The sequence below is a fragment of the Streptacidiphilus sp. P02-A3a genome (genome assembly GCF_014084105.1).
Classification (GTDB): domain Bacteria; phylum Actinomycetota; class Actinomycetes; order Streptomycetales; family Streptomycetaceae; genus Streptacidiphilus.
In genome coordinates, this window is sequence record NZ_CP048289.1 from 2,330,427 (window position 1) to 2,352,557 (window position 22,131).

Genomic DNA, 22,131 nt, shown 5'->3' on the forward strand with positions numbered 1-22,131 from the left:
CGAACCGGTCACCGGGGGTGTCCACGCGGTGTCCCAGAGAATGGTCAGCACCAACGTGGCCTGCGGTGGCTCCGTACACTGAAGCTGTGATTTCGCGAATCGACCTCCGAGGCTCCACCGAAGACCTGCGCGGCAAGCTGCCGCGAGCCGAGTTCGACGTCGAGGCCGCCCTGGACAAGGTGCGGCCGATCTGCGAGGACGTCCGCCATCGCGGCGTCGCGGCGCTGATCGAGATCACCGAGCGCTTCGACGGGGTACGGCTGGACGACATCCGGGTGCCGCGGGCGGCCATCGACGACGCCCTCGCCCAGCTCGACCCCAAGGTCAGGGCCGCGCTGGAGGAGTCCATCCGGCGGGCCAGGCTGGTCCACCGCGCGCAGCGCCGGACCGACCACACCACCCAGGTCGTGCCCGGTGGCACGGTCAGCGAGCGCTGGGTCCCGGTCGACCGGGTCGGCCTGTACGTGCCCGGCGGACTCGCCGTCTACCCGTCATCCGTTGTGATGAACGTGGTCCCGGCGCAGGAGGCCGGGGTCACCTCGCTGGCGCTGTCCTCGCCGCCGCAGAAGGAGTTCGGCGGCCTGCCGCACCCGACCATCCTGGCCGCCTGCGCGCTGCTCGGCGTGGACGAGGTGTATGCGGTCGGCGGCGCCCAGGCGGTGGCGATGTTCGCCTACGGCGCGGGCTCCTGCCACCCGGTCAACCTGGTCACCGGCCCCGGCAACATCTGGGTCGCCGCCGCCAAGCGGCTGCTCAAGGGCGTCATCGGGATCGACGCCGAGGCCGGGCCGACCGAGATCGCGATCCTCGCCGACGCCACCGCCGACCCGGTGCACGTCGCCGCCGACCTGATCAGCCAGGCCGAGCACGACCCGATGGCCGCCTCGGTGCTGGTCACCGACTCGGTCGAGCTGGCCGACGCGGTCGCCGCCGAACTGCCGGGCCAGGTCGCCGCCACCAAGCACAGCGAGCGGATCACCGAGTCGCTGGGCGGACGCCAGTCCGGCATCGTCCTGGTCGACTCGCTGGAGCAGGGCCTGGAGGTGGTCAACGCCTACGCCGCCGAGCACCTGGAGATCCAGACCGCCGACGCCGCCGCCGTCGCCGCCCGGGTCCGCAACGCGGGCGCGGTCTTCGTCGGCGCCTACGCGCCGGTCTCGCTCGGCGACTACGCGGCCGGGTCCAACCACGTGCTGCCGACCGGCGGCTGCGCCTGCCACTCCTCCGGCCTGAGCGTGCAGTCCTTCCTGCGCGGGATCCACGTGGTCGAGTACAGCCGCGAGGCCCTGGCCGAGGTCGCCGGGCACGTGGTCACCCTCGCCGACGCCGAGGACCTGCCCGGGCACGGCGCCGCCGTGCGCGCCCGCTTCGACTGGACAGTCCCTGAGGCATCGGAGCCGGACGCATGAGGATCGACGACCTTCCCATCCGCGACGAGCTCAAGGGCAAGTCGCCGTACGGCGCCCCGCAACTGGACGTCCCGGTCCTGCTGAACACCAACGAGAACCCGTACCCGCTGCCCGAGGCGCTGGTCGCGCGGATCGCCGAGCGGGTCGCCGAGGCCGCCCGCGGCCTCAACCGCTACCCCGACCGGGACGCCGTCGAGCTGCGCCAGGGCCTGGCCGACTACCTGACCCGGAGCACCGGGCACCCGGTCCGCCGGGAGCAGGTCTGGGCCGCCAACGGCTCCAACGAGATCCTGCAGCAGCTGCTGCAGACCTTCGGCGGCCCCGGCCGCAGCGCGCTGGGCTTCTCCCCGACGTACCAGATGCACGACCTGATCTCGCGCGGCACCGGCACCGGCTGGAGCCAGGGCCCGCGCAACGCCGACTTCACCGTCGACCTGGACGCCGCGCTCGCGGCCATCGCCGAGCGGCGCCCGGACGTGCTCTTCGTCTGCTCGCCGAACAATCCCACCGGCACCGCCGTCGCCCGGGAGACCGTGCTGGCGCTGTACCAGGCCGCGCAGGCGGTCAAGCCGACGCTGGTGATCGTCGACGAGGCGTACACCGAGTTCTCGCACCAGCCCTCGCTGCTGCCGCTGATCGAGGGCCGCCCGCTGCTGGTGGTCACCCGCACCATGTCCAAGGCCTTCGGCGCGGCCGGGCTGCGGCTCGGCTACCTCGCCGCCGACCCGGCGGTGGTGGACGCGGTGCAACTGGTCCGGCTGCCCTACCACCTGTCCTCGGTCACCCAGGCGACCGCGCTGGCCGCGCTGGAGTTCACCGACACCCTGCTCGGCTACGTGGACCGGCTCAAGCGGGAGCGCGACCGGATCGTCACCGAGCTGCGCGCGATGGGTCTCGCGGTCACCGACTCGGACGCCAACTTCGTGCAGTTCGGCGAGTTCCAGGACAGCCACGGGGTCTGGCAGGCGATCCTCGACCACGGCGTGCTGGTCCGCGACAACGGCGTCCCCGGCTGGCTCCGGGTCACCGCGGGGACGCCCGCGGAGAACGACGCCTTCCTCGACGCGGTCCGCGTCGTCACCAAGAACTCCGGCGTCACCAAGAACTAGCGTCACCGAGAATCAGTCTGGAGTCCGAGACCGAATGACCCGCATAGGGCGCGTGGAGCGCACCACCAAGGAGACCTCCGTCAAGGTCGAGATCGACCTCGACGGGCACGGCCGGACGGACATCAGCACCGGTGTCGGCTTCTACGACCACATGCTGGACCAGCTCGGCCGCCACGGCCTGTTCGACCTCACCGTCAAGACCGACGGCGACCTGCACATCGACACCCACCACACGATCGAGGACACCGCGCTCGCCCTGGGCGCGGCCTTCAAGCAGGCCCTCGGCGACAAGGTGGGCATCTACCGCTTCGGCAACTGCACCGTCCCGCTGGACGAGTCGCTCGCCCAGGTGACCGTCGACCTGTCCGGCCGCCCCTACCTGGTGCACACCGAGCCCGAGGGCATGGCGCCGATGATCGGCGCCTACGACACCACCATGACCCGGCACATCCTGGAGTCATTCGTAGCCCAGGCGCAGATCGCCCTGCACGTCCACGTACCGTATGGACGCAATGCCCACCACATTGTCGAGTGCCAGTTCAAGGCGCTCGCCCGGGCGCTGCGGTACGCCAGCGAGCTGGACCCGCGAGCGGCCGGGATCCTCCCGTCGACCAAGGGCGCCCTGTAAGCCATGAGCCACATGAACGGCTTCGTCTACATCCTGATCTTCGCCGGACTCTTCCTGATAGGCGGGGCCTACTCGTTCTGGAAGCAGAAGCTCTCCAAGGGCGTGGTCGTGCTGCTCGCGCTGGCCGGGCTGATGTGCTTCGCGACCGGCGTCATGAAGCTGATGTGACCCCCACCCCCTCCTCACCTAAGGACCTGCCATGACGAAGCACGTGGTCGTCCTCGACTACGGCTCCGGCAACCTCCGCTCCGCGCAGCGGGCCCTGGAACGGGTCGGCGCCGAGGTCGAGGTGACCTCCGACTTCCAGGCCGCGCTGGACGCCGACGGCCTGCTGGTACCCGGCGTGGGCGCGTTCGCCGCCTGCATGGAGGGGCTGCGCGCGGTCCGCGGCGACCGGGTCATCGGCCGCCGGCTGGCCGGCGGACGCCCGGTGCTGGGCATCTGCGTCGGGATGCAGATCCTGTTCGCGCGCGGCGTCGAGCACGGCGTGGAGACCGAGGGCTGCGACGAGTGGCCCGGCACGGTCGAGCCGCTGCGCGCGCCGATCGTCCCGCACATGGGCTGGAACACGGTCGAGGCCGCCGCCGGGAGCACCCTGTTCGCGGGCCTGCCCGAGGACGCCCGCTACTACTTCGTGCACTCCTACGCCGTCCGGACCTGGGAGCTGCCCCCGATCGAGCAGCTGCGCGCGCCGCGGGTCACCTGGGCCGAGCACGGCGAGCCGTTCGTCGCCGCCGTGGAGAACGGCCCGCTGGCGGCGACGCAGTTCCACCCCGAGAAGTCCGGCGACGCCGGTGCGACCCTGCTGAAGAACTGGATCTCCACGCTGTGAGTAACGACCACCTCGTGCTGCTGCCCGCCGTCGACGTCCGCGACGGCCAGGCGGTCCGCCTGGTCAAGGGCGCCTCCGGCTCCGAGACCTCGTACGGCGAGCCGCTGGCCGCCGCCCTCGCCTGGCAGGCGGCCGGGGCCGAGTGGATCCACCTGGTCGACCTCGACGCCGCCTTCGGCACCGGCGACAACCGGGCGCTGCTGGCCGAGGTCACCGGTCGGCTCGACGTCAGGGTCGAGCTGTCCGGCGGCATCCGCGACGACGACTCGCTGCGGGCCGCGCTGGCCACCGGCTGCGCCCGGGTGAACCTCGGCACCGCCGCGCTGGAGTCCCCCGAGTGGGTGGCCAAGGCCATCGCCGAGTACGGCGACCGGATCGCGGTCGGCCTCGACGTCGTCGGCACCACCCTGCGCGGACGCGGCTGGACCAGCGAGGGCGGCGACCTCTACGAGGCGCTGGCCCGGCTCGACGCCGAGGGCTGCGCCCGCTACGTGGTGACCGACGTGGACAAGGACGGCACCCTCACCGGTCCCAACCTGCAGCTGCTGCGCGACGTCTGCGCCGCCACCGACCGCCCGGTGGTCGCCAGCGGCGGCGTTTCCTCGCTCCAGGACCTGCGCGACATCGCCGGACTCGTCCGGGACGGTGTCGAAGGTGCCATTGTGGGCAAGGCCCTCTACGCGCAGGCTTTCACGCTCGAAGAGGCGCTCGCAGCCACGTCCTGAACCACGGCCGAAGGAGTTGACCCCGGCATGACCGAGCGTCCGAGTTGGGAGGAGCAGTTCGGCTTCTCCAGGGCCGTCGCCGTCGGCGACTTCGTGCTGGTGTCCGGCTGCACCGCCTGGGACGACGGGCGGGTCCTGTTCGAGGGCTCCCCGTACGACCAGGCCCGCACGGCCTTCACGGTGGCGCTGGACGCCCTCACCGGCTTCGGCCTGGGCGCCGCCGACGTCGTCCGCACCCGGATGTACGTCACCCACGCCCGCGACGTCGACGACGTCGGCCGGGCCCACAAGGAGCTGTTCGACGCGGTGCGCCCGGCCGCCACCATGGTCGTGGTCAGCGCCCTGCTCGACTCCCGGATGGCCGTGGAGGTCGAGATCGACGCGTACCGCGGCGGCCGGTCGCCGAACAGCCCCGAAGACCAGAAGAGCCACTGACTTGGAGCACCGCTGAGATGACGCTCGCCGTTCGCGTGATCCCCTGCCTGGACGTCGACGCCGGGCGCGTCGTCAAGGGCGTCAACTTCGAGAACCTGCGCGACGCCGGGGACCCGGTCGAAATGGCCAGGCTCTACGACGCCGAGGGCGCCGACGAGTTGACCTTCCTCGACATCACCGCCTCCTCCGGTGACCGGGAGACCACCTACGACGTGGTGCGCCGCACCGCCGAGCAGGTGTTCATCCCGCTCACCGTCGGCGGCGGGGTGCGCGAGGCGGAGGACGTCAACCGGCTGCTGCGGGCCGGGGCGGACAAGGTCGGCGTCAACACCGCCGCGATCGCCCGCCCCGAGCTGCTGCGGGAGATCGCCGAGCGGTTCGGGCGGCAGGTGCTGGTGCTCTCCATCGACGCCCGGCGGGTCGGCGAGGGCACGGTGACCGCGTCCGGCTTCGAGGTCACCACCCACGGCGGCCGCCGCGGTACCGGCATCGACGCGGTGGAGTGGGCCGAGCGCGCGGCCGAACTGGGCGCCGGGGAGATCCTGCTGAACTCCATGGACGCCGACGGCACCAAGGACGGCTACGACCTGGAGCTGCTGCGCGCGGTCCGGGCCCGGGTCGGGGTGCCGGTGATCGCCAGCGGCGGCGCGGGCCGGCTCGCCGACTTCGCCCCGGCGGTCGCGGCCGGGGCGGACGCGGTGCTCGCCGCGAGCGTCTTCCACTTCGGCGACCTGCGGATCGGCGAGGTCAAGCAGGCGCTTCGGGAGGCCGGTCACCCGGTCCGCTGAGGCGGACCGGGGCCGACCGGTCCGGGCCGGTTCCCTCCGGCGCGGACCGCTCTCAGACGCCGAGCTGCGCGGTGCGCACCCGGGCGATGGCGTCCGCTTCGCCCTCCAGCTCCACCTGCGCGTGGGCCTGCCGACCCATGGCGAACAGCAGCAGCTCGGCGGGCTCACCGGTGACGGTCACCACCGGCGCGCCCTTGCGGGCCACCGCCGTCTGCCCGTCCGGGCGGCGCAGCACCAGGCCGACCGGGGCCTTGCGGCCGGACAGCGTGGCCATCCGGGCCAGCCGCTTCCACAGCACCTCGGCGAACTCGGCGTCCAGCACCCGGGGCTTCCAGTCCGTCTGGGCCCGGCGCACGTCCTCGCCGTGGACGTAGTACTCCACGGTGTTGGCGGCCTCGTCCGCGCCGGGGATCCCGAACAGCGACAGCGGCGGCGGGCCGCCGCGGAACAGCCCCAGCAGCTCCGGGTACGGCTTGGCGGTGTACTCCCCCTGGACCTTGGCCAGCCGGGCGGCCAGGGGCTTGATGAACATGCCCCCGGCGGCGTCGGGCCGACGCTCCCGCAGCACCAGGTGCGCGGCCAGGTCCTGGGTCTTCCAGCCCTCGCAGAGGGTGGGCGCGTCGGGGCCGACGGCCTCCAACAGATCGACGAGCAGCAGGCGTTCGCGTCGCGCGTAGTTCGACATACCGTCAGCGTACGGCTACCCGGCCCGCGACCGTCCCCGCGCGGCGCGCGGCCTGCGGCACAATGGACGCATGTCCGCAGCCCCCGCCCTTCCCGCCGTCCCCGGCAGCACCGCGCTCGACCCGGCGGTCGCCGCCCGCCTCAAGCGCGACGCCCAGGGCCTGGTCCCCGCCATCGCGCAGCAGTACGACACCGGGGAGGTGCTGATGCTGGGCTGGATGGACGACGAGGCCCTGCACCGCACGCTGACCACCGGCCGGTGCACCTACTGGTCCCGCAGCCGCAGCGAGTACTGGGTCAAGGGCGACACCTCGGGGCACCTCCAGCTGGTGAAGTCGGTGGCCCTGGACTGCGACGCGGACACCGTGCTGGTGAAGGTCGACCAGGTCGGCGCGGCCTGCCACACCGGCGACCGCACCTGCTTCGACGCGGGCTCCCTGGATCTCGGCCCCGGCGAGCGGTAGCTCCGACTAGGCTTCAGCACCATGACCACCGGCACGATCACCCCCGATCTGGAGACCTTCCGCAAGCTCGCCGTGGACCGCCGGGTCATCCCGGTCACCCGGCGGCTGCTGGCGGACGGCGACACGCCCGTCGCGCTGTACCGCAAGCTGGCGGGGGAGCGCCCGAACACCTTCCTGCTGGAGTCCGCCGAGCAGGGGCGCTCCTGGTCGCGCTACTCCTTCGTCGGGGTGCGCAGCGCCGCCGTGCTCACCGTGGACGACGAGGGCGACGCCCGCTGGGTGGGCACGCCCCCCGTCGGCGTGCCGACCGAGGGCGACCCGCTGGACGTGCTGCGGGCCACCATCGAGGCCCTGCACACCCCGCGCGACCCGCACGACGGCGCCGGGCTGCCGCCGTTCACCGGCGGCATGGTCGGCTACCTCGGCTACGACGTGGTGCGGCGGCTGGAGCGGCTGCCGGTGATCGCCCCGGACGACCTGGGCCTGCCCGAGCTGACCATGCTGTTCGCCACCGACCTCGCGGTGCTCGACCACGCCTCGTGCAGCGTCATCCTGATCGCCAACGCGGTCAACCACGACGACCGGCCGACCGGCGTGGACGCCGCCTACGCCGACGCCGTGGCCCGGCTCGACGCGATGACCGCCGACCTGGCCCGCCCGGTGGACACCGGCGCCGCCGCGCTCACCCCGGTCGCCGCCGTCGACGCCCACTCGCCGTTCGGCGGGGCGCCGTACCGGGCCGCGGTGGAGCAGGTCAAGGAGCGGATCCGGGCCGGCGAGGCGTTCCAGGTGGTGCCCTCGCAGCGGTTCCAGGTGCCCTGCCCGGCCAGCCCGCTGGACGTCTACCGGGTGCTGCGGGCGACCAACCCCAGCCCGTACATGTACCTGCTCCGGTTCGAGGACTTCGACGTCGTCGGCTCCAGCCCGGAGGCCCTGGTCAAGGTCGAGGGCGGCCGGGCGATGGTGCACCCGATCGCCGGGACCAGGCCGCGCGGCGGCACCCCGGAGCAGGACGCCGACCTGGCCGCCGAGCTGCTGGCCGACCCCAAGGAGCGGGCCGAGCACCTGATGCTGGTCGACCTGGGCCGCAACGACCTGGGCCGGGTCTGCGCCCCCGGCAGCGTCGAGGTGGTGGAGTTCATGACGGTCGAGCGCTACAGCCACGTGATGCACATCGTCTCCACGGTCACCGGCCGGGTCGCCGACGACCGCACCGCCTTCGACGTGCTCACCGCCTGCTTCCCGGCGGGGACGCTCTCCGGCGCGCCCAAGCCGCGCGCGATGCAGATCATCGAGGAGCTGGAACCCACCCGCCGGGGCCTGTACGGCGGCTGTGTCGGCTACCTGGACTTCGCCGGGGACGCCGACACCGCGATCGCCATCCGCACCGCGCTGATCCGCGACGGCGTGGCGTACGTCCAGGCGGGCGCGGGCGTGGTGGCCGACTCGGTGCCGGAGAGCGAGGACCAGGAATGCCGCAACAAGGCGGCGGCGGTGCTGCGCGCGGTCGCCACGGCGAGCACCCTGCGTCCGGCGACGGTGGGGGCACAGGGCAGACTGGACGGGTGACCGCACTGCCGCAGCCCAGGACCGAAGCCCCCCTCAGCGAAGCGCCGCAGGCCGAGCCGGACCGGCCGAAGCCGGACCGGCGCAGCCTGGCGCTGATGCTGCTGTTCGCCGTGCTCGGGGCGAGCCTGGCGCTGCTGGCGGCCGGCCGGACCTGGTCCCGCGGCCAGGTCGGCTTCCAGCAGGCGGTGCTGCACGTCAGCGCCAGCGGGTCGCAGACCACCGGCCTGCCCAGCGCGCTGGCGCTGGTCGGGCTGGCCTCGGCGGTGGCGGTGTTCGCGGTCCGGGGCTTCGGCCGACGGCTGCTGGGCGCGCTGCTGGCGCTGGCGGGCGCGGGCGCGGTGGCGGTCTGCCTGACCGCCGCGACCAGCGGCGCCGCGCTGAACCGGCGGGCCTCGGCGGCGGTGGGCCTCAGCTCGGCCACCGCCGACCACGTGGTGCACACCGCCTGGCCCTGGGCCGGGGCGGTCGGCGGGGTGCTGCTGCTCCTCGCCGGAGTGCTGGTGATCACCCGGGGGCGTGACTGGCCCGGCATGTCCTCGCGCTACGACGCGCCCGCGCGCCGTAGGGTCGTCGGGCCGGGAGCCGTCGCGACCGCCGGTCCCGCCGGAAGGCGGCCCGCCCGGGAGCAGACCCCGGCCGACGTCTGGCAGGCGCTGGACCGGGGCGAGGACCCGACCGAGTAGCGGACCGCGCGAACCGGCCACCCCGCACGGCAGCGCCGACCGGCGTACGGAACAATGGCACCGAGAGCCATCCACAGAACCAAGGAGCAGTAATGTCGGGTAGCGCCCACGGACACACCACCGCCGCCTGGACGGGTGTCGGGGTCTCGTTCATCGGCTTCATCCTGGCCGCTGTGGCCATGGTCATGCCCAGCCCGGTGCTGGTCGGGGTCGGCCTGGTGATCGCCGCCCTCGGCGCCGTCGTCGGCAAGGTGATGTCGATGGCCGGGTTCGGCAAGAAGCCCGACGACCACCACGTCGTCGCCACGAAGAAGGCCCCGATCGGCTCGGGCGTCTGATCCCCGCTCCCGCGCCGTCCCGGACCGGGGTGGCGCGCGGACTCGCCGGACCGGCGGCGGCCTTCGCGGCCGTCGCCTCGGCCACGGCGTACGTCGGGCTGGTCGATCCGAACCACCCCGGCCACTACCCGGTCTGCCCGTTCCTGCGGATCACCGGCTGGTGGTGCCCGGGCTGCGGGGGGCTGCGCTGTGTGCACGCGCTGACCCGGGGGGACCCGCGGACCGCGCTGCACGACAACGCGCTGGTGCTCGCCGGGTGCGCGGCGGCGGTGCTGGTCTGGGCGCACTGGACGTACCGCTCGGCGCGCGGGCGGCGGACCCGGCTGCGGGCGCCGGGCCGGGGCACGACGGCCGCGCTGGTCGCCGCGGTGCTCGCCTTCACGGTGCTGCGGAACACCCCCGCGGGGGCCTTCCTGGCGCCCTGAGCACCGCCCCGGCCGCCTGCGGAAACGTTTCCGGGCGGACCGGGCGCTGTCCGGCAGACGAGACCGGGAACCGCGGGATGTAGGTCGCGGACCCGGCTGCGGATAGCATCGAAGCTGGCCGTCAACCGTCGGCCGGTCGGTACACCCGAGAAGGGGGCGCCCCGTGAGCGTGCTCGACGAGATCATCGCCGGGGTCCGTGAGGACCTGGCGGAGCGCCAGAGCCGGGTGTCGCTGGACGAGCTCAAGGAACTCGCGCAACGGGCTCCGCAGGCCAAGGACGGGGTCGCCGCGCTGCGCGGCGACGGGGTCCGGGTGATCTGCGAGGTGAAGCGCTCCAGCCCGTCCAAGGGCGCGCTGGCCGCGATCGCCGACCCGGCCTCACTGGCCGCCGACTACGCGGCGGGCGGCGCCGCCGCCATCTCGGTGCTGACCGAGCAGCGGCGCTTCGGCGGCTCGCTGGCCGACCTGCGCGCGGTCCGCGCGGCCGTGGACACCCCGGTGCTGCGCAAGGACTTCATCGTCACCGCCTACCAGCTGTGGGAGGCCCGGGCGTACGGCGCGGACCTGGCGCTGCTGATCGTCGCCGCGCTGGACCAGCCCGCGCTGGTGTCGCTGATCGAGCGCGCCGAGTCGATCGGGCTGACCCCGCTGGTCGAGGTGCACGACGAGGAGGAGGTCGAGCGCGCGGTGGACGCGGGGGCCCGGATCATCGGCGTGAACGCCCGCAACCTGAAGACGCTCAAGGTCGACCGGAACACCTTCGCCGCGGTCGCGCCCGCGATCCCGGCGCACATCGTCAAGGTCGCCGAGTCCGGTGTGCGCGGCCCGCACGACCTGATCGCCTACGCCAACGAGGGCGCCGACGCGGTGCTGGTCGGCGAGTCCCTGGTGACCGGCCGCGACCCGCGTGCCGCGGTCGCCGACCTGGTCGCGGCCGGGGCCCACCCGGCGATCCGGCACGGACGGGACTGACCCCGGCGATGGCCCTCTCCCCCCGACTCCAGCCCGGCTGCAAGCGGCTGCTCCAAGGGTCGGCCCTGGCCGCCGCTTCCCTGCGGGCGGGTGGCGGGCACTCGTTCCTCGCACCCGCCCCCCACCCTCCGGTGCGCATCGGCTACGTCCTCCAACGGGGCTGCCGCGCGCCCGCGCGCAGAGTTCTCGGGCGTCGGGTCCGGTATGTGATCGGCGCGGAGCCCGGCCAGGTGCCGGGACGCCGATGGCGGTGCGTCGGCGGCTGCTGAAGCCGTGGACACTGACCCCATCGGACCACACAACTGAGGGACCATCACATGTCGTCCAACGACATCACCCCAGATCAGATCACTCCTGACCCGCGCGGGTACTTCGGCGCCTACGGCGGCCGGTTCATCCCGGAGGCGCTGGTCGCCGCCGTCGAGCAGGTCGCCGACGAGTACGAGAAGGCCAAGGCCGACCCGGCCTTCGCGGCCGAGCTCGCGGCCCTGCTGAAGGACTACACCGGGCGGCCGAGCCCGCTCACCGACGTGCACCGGTTCTCCGAGGAGGCCGGGGGCGCCCGGATCCTGCTGAAGCGCGAGGACCTGAACCACACCGGCTCGCACAAGATCAACAATGTCCTCGGGCAGGCCCTGCTGACCCGCCGGATGGGCAAGACCCGGCTGATCGCCGAGACCGGCGCCGGGCAGCACGGCGTGGCCACGGCCACCGCCGCCGCGCTGTTCGGCCTCGACTGCACCATCTACATGGGCGAGGTCGACACCGTCCGGCAGGCGCTCAACGTCGCCCGGATGCGGATGCTCGGGGCCGAGGTCGTCCCGGTGACCTCCGGCAGCCGCACCCTCAAGGACGCCATCAACGAGGCGTTCCGGGACTGGGTCGCCAACGTCGACTCCACCCACTACCTGTTCGGCACGGTCGCCGGACCGCACCCGTTCCCGATGATGGTCCGCGACTTCCACCGGGTCATCGGCATCGAGGCCCGGGCGCAGGTCCAGGAGCGGATCGGGCGGCTGCCGGACGCGGTGGTGGCCTGCGTCGGCGGCGGTTCCAACGCGATGGGGATCTTCTACGACTTCATCCCCGACGCGGGCGTGCGCCTGGTCGGCATCGAGGCCGCGGGCGAGGGCGTGGACACCCCGCGCCACGCCGCGACCCTGACCAAGGGCGACCCGGGGGTGCTGCACGGCTCGCGCACCTACGTCCTCCAGGACGAGGACGGTCAGACCATCGAGAGCCACTCCATCTCGGCCGGTCTGGACTACCCCGGCGTCGGCCCGGAGCACGCGTACCTGAAGGACACCGGCCGCGCCGAGTACCGCCCCTGCACCGACGCCGACGCCATGTCGGCGCTGCGGCTGCTCTCCCGCACCGAGGGCATCATCCCGGCGATCGAGAGCTCGCACGCCCTCGCCGGGGCGCTGGAGCTGGGCCGCGAGCTCGGCCCCGAGGGCGTCATCCTGGTCAGCCTCTCCGGGCGCGGGGACAAGGACATGCACACGGCCGCCGAGTACTTCGGCCTGCTCGACGAGGCGGGGAACTGATGAACGCGCTGCTGGACGCCACCCTCGCCGCCGCCAAGGCGGAAGACCGGGCCGCGCTGATCGGCTACCTCCCGGCCGGGTTCCCCACCATCGCGGGCGCGGAGCACACGGTCCGGGCGCTGATCGACGGCGGCTGCGACATCGTCGAGATCGGGCTGCCGCACAGCGACCCGGTGCTGGACGGCCCGACCATCCAGACCGCCGACGACATCGCGCTGCGCAACGGCATCCGCACCAGTGACGTGCTGGCCACCGTCCGCGCGGTCACCGCCGCGCACCCGACGGTGCCGGTGCTGGTGATGACCTACTGGAACCCGGTGGACCGCTACGGCGCGGCGCGGTTCGCGGCCGACCTGGCGGCGGCGGGCGGGGCCGGGTGCATCCTGCCCGACCTGCCGGTCGAGGAGGCCGGTCCGTGGCTGGCCGCCGCCGAACAGCACGGCCTGGCCACGGTGTTCGTGGTCGCGCCGTCCAGCCGGGACGAGCGGCTGGCCACCATCACCGCGCACGGCACCGGCTTCGTCTACGCCGCCGCGGTGATGGGCGTGACCGGCACCCGCAGCCAGGTCGGCGAGCTCGCCGAGGACCTGGTCAAGCGGACCCGGGCGACCACCGACACCCCGGTCTGCGTCGGCCTCGGCGTCTCCACCGCCGCCCAGGCGGCGGAGGTCGCGGCCTTCGCCGACGGTGTGATCGTCGGCTCGGCCTTCGTCCAGCGACTGCTGGACGCGCCCACCGAGGAGGCCGGTTACGCCGCCGTCCGCGAGCTGGCCGCCGAACTGGCCAAGGGCGTCCGCAGCCGCTGACCAGCCCTGAACCACGACGCAGTCGCCTGAACCAGCCGCGGCCGCGGCTGGTCCGATTCCAGCGGACCGGGCGCGGCCGCGGCGTTCCCGCGCCCGGCCGTGCGCAACCGTGTTCGAGTAACTCGATCAGGTGAGTCGCCGCGTGGCGCGTGTCCGCCGCGCGTCCCTCCTCGTTGATGATCCGGCAGGTGGCGTTCCTGACGCCACTCGTGCGCGCACGCACCCGTCGCCTGCGCACGACCGCGAGCTGAGGAGGTCCTGCTGTGGTCGCATTGCACCGTGCCCAGGTGGTCCGCATCGCCGTCGCTGTCGCCGCCCTCGCCGCCGCCGTCGGCGCGGAGGCCCGGGTCGACCGGGCGCTGGCCGAGGGCGGCGTCCAGCGCGCCGCGTTCAGCGTGCCCGTCGTCGCCCACCGCCACCCCGTCCGCCCCCTGCTCGCCCGGACCACCGGCCGGGTCACCGCGCACCGCGGCGAGGTGGTCGACGTGCCGCAGCGGCAGCTGCTGCTCGGGCTGCCCGCCGCGCTCGGGGCCGACGGCAGCGCCGTCGAGGTCGGCTACCCCGACGCCCCCGACGTGCTGACCCTGTTCGAGGACTTCCGGTGCAGCACCACCCGGGCCTTCGAGGGCGCCCAGGGCCCGGCCCTGGCCGCCATGGCCGCGTCCCACCAGGTGCTGATCCGCTACGTGCTGGAGTCCTCGCTGGACGAGCGGCTGCCCGGGCCCGGCGCGCTGCTGGCGACCAACGCCGCCCGCGCCGCCCTCGCCCACGGCGGCTTCCCGCTGTACCACGCGCTGCTGTTCGCCAACCAGCCGCCCGAGGACACCGATGGCTTCACCCAGCAGCGCCTGCTCGAACTCGCCTCCGCCGTACCGGGGTTGCGCGGTGCGGCGTTCGACGACGAGGTGCGCTCGGTGGCGTACCGGCAGTGGGTCGGGCAGGCGCAGCAGGCCTACAACGACGCGGGCGTGCACTTCGGCACCCCCTCGATGCTGCTCAACGGCAACGAGGTGGACCTGGGTACGCACCCCCAGCTGCTCACGGCGCCGTCGGCGCTACAGTCGTTCGTCCGCGATGCCGCGGAGCGGGGCTGATCCCACGTCACAGGGAGGGGATGTTCAGATGATCACCAGTCAGCGGAACGGCCAGGAGGCGGACACCGTGCCCGGCGACGCGGGGGGCCGCTCGCTCGGTCGGCTGTCACCGGGGGTGTGCGACTGGATCGGGACGGCGGTCAGGCTCGGCCTGGCCGTGGTCTGGGCCTGGGCCGGGCTCGCCAAGGTCACCGACCCGGAGACCGCCGCCCAGGCGGTCCGCGCCTACCGGATCCTGCCGGAGTCACTGGTGCGGCCGTTCGGCTACGGGCTGCCCTTCCTGGAGATCGCGGTGGCGCTGCTGCTGGTGGTGGGCCTCGGCACGCGGATCGCGGCCTTCGTCTCCGGCGTGCTGCTGCTGGTCTACATCGCCAGCATCGCCTCGGTCTGGGCCCGGGGGATCGCCATCGACTGCGGCTGCTTCGGCGGCGGCGGCGCGGTCTCCGCGTCCAAGACCGAATACCTCCAGGAGATCCTGCGGGACACCGGATTCCTCCTGCTCACGGCCTGGCTGCTGTGGCGCCCGGCCAGCAAGTTGTCGCTCGACAGGTGGCTCGCCGCCGACTGAGCGTCGCCGGCGGTCCCGTCGGCAGACCCCGTCCCCTCGCAGTTGGTAGATATGAGCACAATGAGTCAGAAGAACGGCGAAGGCAAGCGCAGCGCGCGGACCCGAATGCAGGAGGAACGGGCGGCCGAGGAGGCCAAGGCCAAGCGGCTGAGAAAGCTCGGGATCTCCGGCGCGGTGCTGGCGGTGCTGGTGGTCGCCGTGGTCGTGGGCATCCTGGTGATGAACAGCAAGTCGACCTCCTACAACGCCTCGCAGGCCCCGGCCGGGACCATCGGCGCCAACAACCTGGTGGTCCCGGTCGGGGCCACCAACGCCCCGTCGACGCTCACCATCTACGAGGACCCGCGCTGCCCCGCCTGCGGTGACTTCGAGAAGTCCTTCCACACCACGGTCAACCAGCTGCTGGGGGCCGGGAAGGTGCAGATCCACTACCACGTGGTGTCCTTCATCGACCGGCACGACCAGGGCAGCGGCTCCAAGAACGCCGCCAACGCCCTCGGTTGCGCGCAGAACGCCGGCCTGTTCCACCCGTACCACGACGTGCTCTACGCCAACCAGCCGGACGAGACGGTGGACGTCTGGTCCGACAGGTCGGTGCTGATCACGCTGGCGAAGCAGGTCAAGGGGCTGGACACGCCCACCTTCGAGTCCTGCGTCAACAACAACGGCTTCGGCGCCTGGGTGACCGCGGTGGAGACCGACTTCGACAAGTCCGGCTACAACTCCACGCCCACGATCCTGCTGAACGGGACCGTGGCCTACCCCTCCTACAAGGGCACCAGCCTCACCCCGCAGAGCCTGGTGACCCTGGTGGACACGGCGAACAAGGGCAAGCCGCTGGGCACGCTGTCGGCGGCCGACGCCTCCGCGCTGGCCACGCCGAGGCCCGGCGCCAGCTGACCGCGCGTCGTTCCCGAGCGCGACCGGGAGGCCGTACCCCCGGCCCGGGGTACGGCCTCCCGGTCCGTCGCGCCGACTAGCGGTCGCCCAGCAGTCCGTCGGTCCGGGCGGCGGCGACGGCTGCGGTGCGGCTGTCCACGCCCAGCTTGTCGTAGATGTGCACCAGGTGGGTCTTCACCGTGGCCTCGCTGATGAACAGCCGCCGGGAGATCTGCCGGTTCGCCAGGCCCTCGGCCAGCAGCGGCAGGATCTCGCTCTCGCGCGGCGACAGCGCCGGACGCCCGGCCCTGACCCGGCCCAGCAGCCGGGCCGCGACCGGCGGCGCCAGCACCGTCTCGCCGCGCGCGGTGGCCCGGACCGCCGCCGCCAGCTCCTCCGGCGGGGCGTCCTTCAGCAGGTAGCCGGTGGCCCCGGCCTCCACCGCCGCCAGGATGTCGGCGTCGGTGCGGTAGACGGTGAGCACCAGCACCGACGGCGGGTCGGTGCGGGCGGTGATCAGCCGGGTGGCCTCCACCCCGCCCATCCCCGGCTCCATCCGCAGGTCCATCAGCACCACGTCCGGCCGGGGCTGCCCGGCCTGCTGGAACTGGTCCAGCAGCCGGATCGCGGCGGCGCCGTCGGCGGCCTCGCCGACCGGCTCCAGCTCGGGCAGTTCCTCCAGCAGCGCGCGCAGCCCCCGGCGCACCACCGGGTGGTCGTCCACCAGCAGCACCCGGATCACCGGCCGCCCCCCGTTCCGGCGGCGGAGGTGAGCGCGGCCAGCGGCAGCGCGGCGGCGACGGCGGTGCCCTCGCCCGGCGCGGACTCGATCGTCAGCGCCCCGCCCAGCTCGGCGATCCGCTCCCGCATCCCGTGCAGCCCGAAGCGGGCCCGCCCGGCGGTGCTCGCCGCGTCCGGGTCGAAGCCCCGGCCATCGTCGTAGACGTCCAGGGTCACCTGGTCGTCCAGGTAGCACAGGGTGACCGTGGCCCGCCGGGCCCCGGCGTGCCGCTGGACGTTGGCCAGGGCCTCCTGGGTCAGCCGGAGCAGCGCCACCTCGGCCTCCACCGGCAGCGGGTACGCCTCGCCGTCCAGCCGGAACTCCGCGCGTGGCACCGGGCCCAGCGCGGCGGCGACCCGGCGCAGCGCCTCCGGCAGGGTCGCGTCCTCCAGTGGCGGGGGAGTGAGCGCGGCCACGAAGCGGCGGGCCTCGGCCAGGTTGTCGGCGGCGGTCGCGCCCATCTCCCGGATCCGCTCGCGGGCCGCGCCGGAACCGGTCCCCGGCGGCAGCGCGCTCTCGGCGGAGCGGGCCAGCAGCACGATGCTGGACAGGCCCTGGGCGAGGGTGTCGTGGATCTCCCGGGCCAGCCGCTGCCGTTCGGCCAGGCGTCCGGCCTCGCGCTGGCTGTCCGCGAGCCGGTCCCTGGTCCGCACCAGGTCGTCGATCAGCCGCTGCCGGACGGTGCTCTCCCGGTACAGCGCCGCGTAGCCGTAGGCGGTGAGCACCGCGACCACCGCGCCCACGCACGGGCCGACCACCTTCGCCGAGGTCAGCCCGCCGGTGGTGGTCGACTGGGCGGCCACCACCACCGCGGTCAGCGCCGCGACCGCGGGCAGCGACCAGTGCGGCGGCAGCAGGTGCAGGTGGAGCAGGAACAGCGGGAAGGCCACGTAGCCGGCGGCCGGGTTGAGCGCGGCCAGGGCCACCCAGAGCCCGGTCACCAGCGCCAGCCACAGCCACAGCCGGGTCCGGGAGGAGCGGACCGCGGCCAGTCCTCCGGCCGCGTAGGCCAGCCCGAGCAGCACCCCGACCACCAGGTCCGCCGGCTGGGCGCCACCGCTGAGCCCGGCTGCCAGCAGCGCGTAGAACATGGCGTGCAGGGTGAACCGGAGCATCCGCAGCGTCGGCGGATGGTCGGGCGACGGCCCGGGGCCGACGGCGGTGTAGGCGGTGCTGGTCACAACCGCCGAGCCTACGGCGGGGTGTGCCGGAAACACGTGCACTGCGGCATCAACCGTTCGATTGATTCGAGGCAAGCCCTCTCCCCGATGGCGGCGGGTCCGCGGGCCGACAGGGTGGAGCGCGGCCCCGCCCCCCTGTTCGAGGAGACACCCGTGTACGTCGCCCTGCGTGACATCCGCTTCGCCCGTGGGCGGTTCGCCCTGATGGGCGTCGTGGTCACGCTGATCACCACCCTGGTCGTCTTCCTCTACGGCCTGACCGGGGGGCTGGCCGCGGACGCCTCCTCGGCGGTCTCCGGGCTGCCGGTGGACAGCGTCGTCTTCGGCGGACCACCGGGGGCGGCCCCGGAGGTCTCCTTCAGCGACGGCTCCGTCAGTGCCGCCCAGCTGGCGGCCTGGCGGGCGGCGCCGGGCGTGGGCCCGGTCGACCCGCTGGGCATCGCCGTGTCCCGGCTGACCTCGGCCACCGGGGCGGGCGCGGTGAGCGTGCTGGGCACCGCCGCCGCGCTGCTGCCGCCCCTGGTCGCCGGTACCGCCCCGGCGGACGGCCAGGTCGCGGTCGGCCGGAGCACCGCCGCCGCCGACCGGATCACCCCCGGCAGCACGGTCACCGTCGGCGCCCGGACGCTGCTGGTCTCCGGCATCACCGCCGACCGCTCCTACGCGCACGCGGCCAGCGTCTGGACCACCGAGAGCACCTGGGAGCAGGTCACCGGCGCGCGGCAGCCCAGCGCGCTGGCGGTCGACCCGGGCAGCGCGGCGGTCGCGGCCCTGGACCGGGCGGCGGGCACCCGGACCGTGCCGCGCTCCGCCGCCCTCGCCGGGATCGACGGCTACTCGGCGGAGCAGGGCAGCCTGCGGCTGATCCAGGCCTTCCTGTTCGCGGTCAGCGCCCTGGTCGTCGGTGCCTTCTTCACCGTCTGGACGGTCCAGCGGCGCGGCGACATCGCCGTGCTCAAGGCGCTCGGCGCGTCCAGCGGCTACCTGGTCAGGGACGCCCTCGGGCAGGCGCTGCTGCTGTTGCTGCTCGGGACGCTGGCCGGGGCCGCGCTCGGGGTCGGCGGCGGGGCGCTGGCCGGGGACGGCGGCAGCGGGCCGCCGTTCGCGCTCAGCGCCGCCACCGTGGCGGTGCCGGTGCTGGCGATGGTCCTGCTGGGCCTGGCCGGGGCGGCGCTCGCCGTCCGCCGGATCACCTCCGTCGACCCGCTGACCGCGCTGGGAGCCAACCGATGAACACCGCCCCCGCCCCCGCCCTGGCCCTGCGCGAGGTGCTGCTGACCTTCCCCGACGGCGACCGCAGGCTCACCGTGCTGGACCGGGTCTCGCTGACGGTCGCCCCCGGCGAGTTCGCCGCCGTGCTCGGGCCCTCCGGCTCCGGCAAGTCCAGCCTGCTGGCGGTGGCGGCGACGCTGCTGCGGCCGGACTCCGGCCAGGTCCTGGTCGGCGGCCAGGACACCGGGGCGCTGTCCGCGAAGCGGCGCACCGCGCTGCGGCGCGGCCGGATCGGGATCGTCTTCCAGCAGCCCAACCTGCTGGCCTCGCTCACCGCGCTGGAACAGCTGCTGGTGGTCGCCCACCTGGCCGGTACCGCCCCGGCGGCGGCGCGGGACCGGGCGGTCGGACTGCTGGACTCGGTCGGGCTGTCCGGCGCCAAGCAGCGGCGGCGTCCGCACCAGCTCTCCGGTGGCGAGCGGCAGCGCGTCAACATCGCCAGGGCGCTCTACCCCCGGCCGTCGGTCCTGCTGGTGGACGAGCCGACCTCGGCGCTGGACCACGAGCGCGGGGCGCGGGTGATGGCGCTGCTCGCGGAGGTCACCCGGGAGCACGGCACGGCCACCGTCGCGGTCACCCACGACCGGGGGCTGCTGGACCGGGCCGACCGGGTGCTGGAGATGGCGGACGGACGGCTCCGCTGATCCTCAGGACCCTCTGCGTCCGCTTTCAGGTAAGGGCCGTACTCTCATCCAGGTGAACAAGGTAAGAGTCGGTCACAGCGCCGTGGCCCCGCCCGGGGCGCCGTCCTCCGCCGCTCCGCGGGCCTCGGCTGAGAGCCCGGGTCAGAGTCCGGGTAAGGCCGCTGGTAAGGGCCCCGGCCCGGTTCCCGGGGCCGCGCCCGGGGCCGCGGCGCGGTTGGGCTGGCTGGACGCGCTGCGCGGGTTCGCCGCCCTGGCGGTGGTGTTCCAGCACACCGGCCCGTACCTGCTGCCCGGTGTCTACCGGCCCAGCCACCAGCAGCTGGACGCCGGGATCTTCGGTGTCTTCCTGTTCTTCCTGATCAGCGGCTACATCGTGCCCGCCTCGCTGGAGCGCCGGGGCGACCTGCGGGCGTTCTGGACCGGCCGGGTGTTCCGGATCTACCCGCTGTACCTGGTGGTCTTCCTGCTGGCGCTGCTGTCGCTGCCGCGCGCGTACGCGGGGGTCGGCGCCGGGGTGTTCCAGCACCCGTGGCTGTCCGCCGCCGCCGACGGCGTGCTGCTGCAGGACCTGCTCGGGGTGCAGAACGGGCTCGCCGTCTCCTGGACCCTCTGCTACGAGATGGTCTTCTACTACCTGGTCTCGGCGCTGTTCCTGCTGCGGCTGCACCGGCGCAGCGTGCCGATCGCGGTCGTCTTCGCGGCGACCGCGCTGCTGCTCGGCGGGGTGCTGCCGACCGCGTACCTGGTGCGCGGTCCGGGCGAGCAGGCCTGGCTGGTGGGGACGGTGCTGGTGGTCGTGGTCGCGGCCACGGGGGCGATCCTGGGCGGCCGGACGGTGGCGTTGCGGGTCGGGGTGGCGGTGCTGGGGCTGCTCGGGCTGCTGCTGCTGGTGTTCAACAGCCGCTCGGCGGTGTTCGAGAGCATGATGATCCTGGCCACCATGTTCACCGGGACGGTGATCCAGCGGGCCGAGAGCGGGCAGATCAACCGCTGGTACGCGGCGGCCTGCTGCGCCTTCGTCTTCCTGGCCGGGCTGGCCAGCGGCCTGCGTTTCGCCGGGCAGTCACTGAACCGGGTGTGGACCACCTCCGCGGACAGCTGGTGCACCGCCTTCGTGGCGGCCTGGCTGGTCTTCGGACTGGGGATGCTGCTGCTGCGCGGACGCCGGGTGCCGCGCGCGCTGTGCCGGCTCGGCACCCTCAGCTACGCCCTGTACCTGCTGCACGTCCCGCTGCTCAGCGTCGCCATCTGGATCCTGAACGACACCCACTACAGCCCGGCCCGCCATCCGGTGCAGGAGCTGCTGTGCGAGGCCGCGTTCCTGGCGGTGGCGCTGCTGCTGGCGGAGGCGCTGCACCGGCTGGTCGAGCTGCCCGGGCAGCGGCTCGGCCGCGGGCTGCTGCGGCGGTCCGAGGCGCGGGCGGCGCGACGCGCGTCCAGGGCGGTCACGGGGTAGGAAGGGAAGCCTGACCTTGCAGGTCAGAGCGCTGGTTAGGCAGTACTGCCTTGCTGGCGCGGCCCGAGCGAAGCCGTTAACTTCGGATCTGTGACCACGACTACGCCCGCTCCCGCCCCGACCGCCGACTCGATAGCCGCCACCGCCGAGGCGTACGCGCACACCCACCGCGACGTCAGCGGCGGCTGGCTGCGTCCGGCGGTGTTCGGCGCGATGGACGGGCTGGTGTCCAACTTCGCCCTGATGGCCGGGGTCGTCGGCGGGAACGCGGGGCACAGCGCGGTGGTGCTGACGGGGCTGGCCGGGCTGTTCGCCGGGGCCTGCTCGATGGCGGCGGGGGAGTACACCTCGGTCGCCTCGCAGCGCGAGGTGGTGCAGGCCGAGCTGGAGATCGAGCGGCTGGAGCTGCGGCGCCACCCCAACGAGGAACTGGCCGAGCTGGCGCAGCTGTACGTCGAGCGCGGCGTGGAGCCCAAGCTGGCGTTCGAGGTGGCGCAGCAGCTGACCGCCGACCCGGACCGCGCGCTGGAGGTCCACGCCCGCGAGGAACTCGGCATCGACCCGGAGGACCTGCCCTCGCCGCTGGTCGCCGCCGGTGCCTCGTTCGCGGCCTTCGCCCTGGGCGCGCTGCTGCCGCTGCTGCCGTACCTGCTGGGCGCGACCAGCCTGCTGCCCGCGCTGGGCCTGGCGCTGGTCGGACTGTTCGGCTGCGGCGCGGTGGTCAGCCGGGTGACGGCGCGCAGCTGGTGGTTCAGCGGGCTGCGGCAGTTGCTGCTGGGCAGCGCGGCGGCCGGAGTGACCTTCCTGCTGGGACAGCTGATCGGCGCCCACGTCGGCTGAG

The 22,131-nt window shown here is 73.9% G+C and carries 27 protein-coding genes; 24 read left to right on the top strand and 3 right to left on the bottom strand.

Features of this window, described 5'->3' with window-relative positions; all coding sequences use genetic code 11:
- Window positions 1-86 precede the first annotated feature (86 nt).
- Genes hisD through hisF form a run of 8 tightly spaced genes read left to right on the top strand, consistent with a single transcriptional unit; the run spans window position 87 to window position 5,926 of the window.
- Entirely contained in the window at window positions 87-1,409 is a 1,323-nt protein-coding gene (gene hisD, locus GXP74_RS10440; protein ID WP_182451214.1) for a histidinol dehydrogenase, read from the top strand.
- Entirely contained in the window at window positions 1,406-2,518 is a 1,113-nt protein-coding gene (locus GXP74_RS10445; RefSeq protein ID WP_182451215.1) for a histidinol-phosphate transaminase, read from the top strand. The genes hisD and GXP74_RS10445 overlap by 4 nt, the downstream gene beginning before the upstream one ends.
- 34 nt (window positions 2,519-2,552) lie before the next feature.
- Window positions 2,553-3,146 carry an imidazoleglycerol-phosphate dehydratase HisB gene (gene hisB, locus GXP74_RS10450; protein ID WP_182451216.1) on the top strand — a complete coding sequence of 198 codons (594 nt, stop codon included), beginning with the start codon at window positions 2,553-2,555 and terminating at the stop codon, window positions 3,144-3,146.
- A 3-nt stretch (window positions 3,147-3,149) separates the two neighbouring features.
- A complete protein-coding gene (locus GXP74_RS10455; protein WP_182456970.1) occupies window positions 3,150-3,314 on the top strand; it encodes a hypothetical protein in 165 nt (54 codons plus the stop codon).
- Window positions 3,315-3,345: 31 nt separating this feature from the next.
- A complete protein-coding gene (hisH, locus tag GXP74_RS10460; RefSeq protein WP_182451217.1) occupies window positions 3,346-3,978 on the top strand; it encodes an imidazole glycerol phosphate synthase subunit HisH in 633 nt (210 codons plus the stop codon).
- Window positions 3,975-4,703 carry a bifunctional 1-(5-phosphoribosyl)-5-((5-phosphoribosylamino)methylideneamino)imidazole-4-carboxamide isomerase/phosphoribosylanthranilate isomerase PriA gene (gene priA, locus GXP74_RS10465; RefSeq protein ID WP_182451218.1) on the top strand — a complete coding sequence of 243 codons (729 nt, stop codon included), beginning with the start codon at window positions 3,975-3,977 and terminating at the stop codon, window positions 4,701-4,703. The genes hisH and priA overlap by 4 nt, the downstream gene beginning before the upstream one ends.
- A 27-nt stretch (window positions 4,704-4,730) precedes the next feature.
- The gene (locus GXP74_RS10470; protein ID WP_182451219.1) at window positions 4,731-5,138 is read left to right on the top strand and encodes a RidA family protein; all 408 of its coding nucleotides are present in this window, start codon (window positions 4,731-4,733) and stop codon (window positions 5,136-5,138) included.
- Window positions 5,139-5,155: 17 nt separating this feature from the next.
- Entirely contained in the window at window positions 5,156-5,926 is a 771-nt protein-coding gene (gene hisF, locus GXP74_RS10475) for an imidazole glycerol phosphate synthase subunit HisF (RefSeq protein WP_182451220.1), read from the top strand.
- A gap of 52 nt (window positions 5,927-5,978) precedes the next feature.
- On the opposite strand, the gene GXP74_RS10480 is transcribed toward hisF, so the two are convergent.
- A complete protein-coding gene (locus tag GXP74_RS10480; RefSeq protein ID WP_182451221.1) occupies window positions 5,979-6,611 on the bottom strand; it encodes a TIGR03085 family metal-binding protein in 633 nt (210 codons plus the stop codon).
- Window positions 6,612-6,681: 70 nt separating this feature from the next.
- On the opposite strand from GXP74_RS10480, the gene hisI reads away from it, so the two are divergent.
- The 12 genes from hisI to GXP74_RS10535 all read left to right on the top strand — a co-directional run bounded on the left by hisI (window position 6,682) and on the right by GXP74_RS10535 (window position 15,977).
- Window positions 6,682-7,074 carry a phosphoribosyl-AMP cyclohydrolase gene (hisI, locus tag GXP74_RS10485; protein WP_182451222.1) on the top strand — a complete coding sequence of 131 codons (393 nt, stop codon included), beginning with the start codon at window positions 6,682-6,684 and terminating at the stop codon, window positions 7,072-7,074.
- A gap of 21 nt (window positions 7,075-7,095) precedes the next feature.
- Window positions 7,096-8,643: an anthranilate synthase component I gene (locus GXP74_RS10490; RefSeq protein WP_182451223.1), complete on the top strand. Its 1,548-nt coding sequence runs from the start codon at window positions 7,096-7,098 to the stop codon at window positions 8,641-8,643.
- Window positions 8,640-9,326, top strand: a complete 687-nt coding sequence (locus GXP74_RS10495; RefSeq protein ID WP_225447841.1) for a TIGR02234 family membrane protein — start codon at window positions 8,640-8,642, stop codon at window positions 9,324-9,326. The genes GXP74_RS10490 and GXP74_RS10495 overlap by 4 nt, the downstream gene beginning before the upstream one ends.
- A 92-nt stretch (window positions 9,327-9,418) precedes the next feature.
- A complete protein-coding gene (locus tag GXP74_RS10500; protein ID WP_182451225.1) occupies window positions 9,419-9,664 on the top strand; it encodes an HGxxPAAW family protein in 246 nt (81 codons plus the stop codon).
- 29 nt (window positions 9,665-9,693) lie between these two features.
- Window positions 9,694-10,089 (top strand): DUF2752 domain-containing protein, encoded by a 396-nt coding sequence (locus GXP74_RS10505; protein ID WP_225447842.1) that lies wholly within the window; start codon window positions 9,694-9,696, stop codon window positions 10,087-10,089.
- Between the two features lie 163 nt (window positions 10,090-10,252).
- Window positions 10,253-11,062, top strand: coding sequence for an indole-3-glycerol phosphate synthase TrpC (gene trpC / locus GXP74_RS10510; RefSeq protein ID WP_182451226.1), 810 nt, complete (start codon window positions 10,253-10,255; stop codon window positions 11,060-11,062).
- A 131-nt stretch (window positions 11,063-11,193) separates the two neighbouring features.
- Window positions 11,194-11,331, top strand: coding sequence for a tryptophan biosynthesis modulator TrpM (gene trpM / locus GXP74_RS42070; protein WP_370468544.1), 138 nt, complete (start codon window positions 11,194-11,196; stop codon window positions 11,329-11,331).
- 48 nt (window positions 11,332-11,379) lie between these two features.
- On the top strand, window positions 11,380-12,609 hold the full coding sequence (gene trpB / locus GXP74_RS10515) for a tryptophan synthase subunit beta (RefSeq protein WP_182451227.1): 1,230 nt from the start codon (window positions 11,380-11,382) through the stop codon (window positions 12,607-12,609).
- Window positions 12,609-13,415, top strand: coding sequence for a tryptophan synthase subunit alpha (trpA, locus tag GXP74_RS10520; RefSeq protein ID WP_182451228.1), 807 nt, complete (start codon window positions 12,609-12,611; stop codon window positions 13,413-13,415). The genes trpB and trpA overlap by 1 nt, the downstream gene beginning before the upstream one ends.
- A 263-nt stretch (window positions 13,416-13,678) precedes the next feature.
- Complete coding sequence (locus GXP74_RS10525) at window positions 13,679-14,509, top strand: thioredoxin domain-containing protein (protein WP_182451229.1); 831 nt, start codon at window positions 13,679-13,681, stop codon at window positions 14,507-14,509.
- Window positions 14,510-14,537: 28 nt separating this feature from the next.
- Entirely contained in the window at window positions 14,538-15,077 is a 540-nt protein-coding gene (locus GXP74_RS10530) for a MauE/DoxX family redox-associated membrane protein (RefSeq protein WP_182451230.1), read from the top strand.
- Between the two features lie 60 nt (window positions 15,078-15,137).
- The gene (locus GXP74_RS10535) at window positions 15,138-15,977 is read left to right on the top strand and encodes a thioredoxin domain-containing protein (RefSeq protein WP_182456350.1); all 840 of its coding nucleotides are present in this window, start codon (window positions 15,138-15,140) and stop codon (window positions 15,975-15,977) included.
- Window positions 15,978-16,053: 76 nt separating this feature from the next.
- Here GXP74_RS10535 and GXP74_RS10540 read toward each other — a convergent pair whose 3' ends face one another.
- Both GXP74_RS10540 and GXP74_RS10545 read right to left on the bottom strand, forming a co-directional pair.
- The gene (locus GXP74_RS10540) at window positions 16,054-16,698 is read right to left on the bottom strand and encodes a response regulator transcription factor (RefSeq protein ID WP_182451231.1); all 645 of its coding nucleotides are present in this window, start codon (window positions 16,696-16,698) and stop codon (window positions 16,054-16,056) included.
- On the bottom strand, window positions 16,695-17,918 hold the full coding sequence (locus GXP74_RS10545; protein WP_225447844.1) for a sensor histidine kinase: 1,224 nt from the start codon (window positions 17,916-17,918) through the stop codon (window positions 16,695-16,697). Before GXP74_RS10545 ends, GXP74_RS10540 begins: the two co-directional genes overlap by 4 nt.
- A 153-nt stretch (window positions 17,919-18,071) precedes the next feature.
- Here GXP74_RS10545 and GXP74_RS10550 point away from each other — a divergent pair, with 153 nt between their 5' ends.
- The 4 genes from GXP74_RS10550 to GXP74_RS10565 all read left to right on the top strand — a co-directional run bounded on the left by GXP74_RS10550 (window position 18,072) and on the right by GXP74_RS10565 (window position 22,130).
- A complete protein-coding gene (locus GXP74_RS10550) occupies window positions 18,072-19,151 on the top strand; it encodes an FtsX-like permease family protein (protein WP_182451232.1) in 1,080 nt (359 codons plus the stop codon).
- Window positions 19,148-19,834, top strand: coding sequence for an ABC transporter ATP-binding protein (locus tag GXP74_RS10555; RefSeq protein ID WP_182451233.1), 687 nt, complete (start codon window positions 19,148-19,150; stop codon window positions 19,832-19,834). Before GXP74_RS10550 ends, GXP74_RS10555 begins: the two co-directional genes overlap by 4 nt.
- A 52-nt stretch (window positions 19,835-19,886) precedes the next feature.
- The gene (locus tag GXP74_RS10560) at window positions 19,887-21,290 is read left to right on the top strand and encodes an acyltransferase (RefSeq protein ID WP_182451234.1); all 1,404 of its coding nucleotides are present in this window, start codon (window positions 19,887-19,889) and stop codon (window positions 21,288-21,290) included.
- Window positions 21,291-21,422: 132 nt separating this feature from the next.
- Window positions 21,423-22,130: a VIT1/CCC1 transporter family protein gene (locus GXP74_RS10565; protein WP_225448592.1), complete on the top strand. Its 708-nt coding sequence runs from the start codon at window positions 21,423-21,425 to the stop codon at window positions 22,128-22,130.
- Window position 22,131 lies beyond the last annotated feature (1 nt).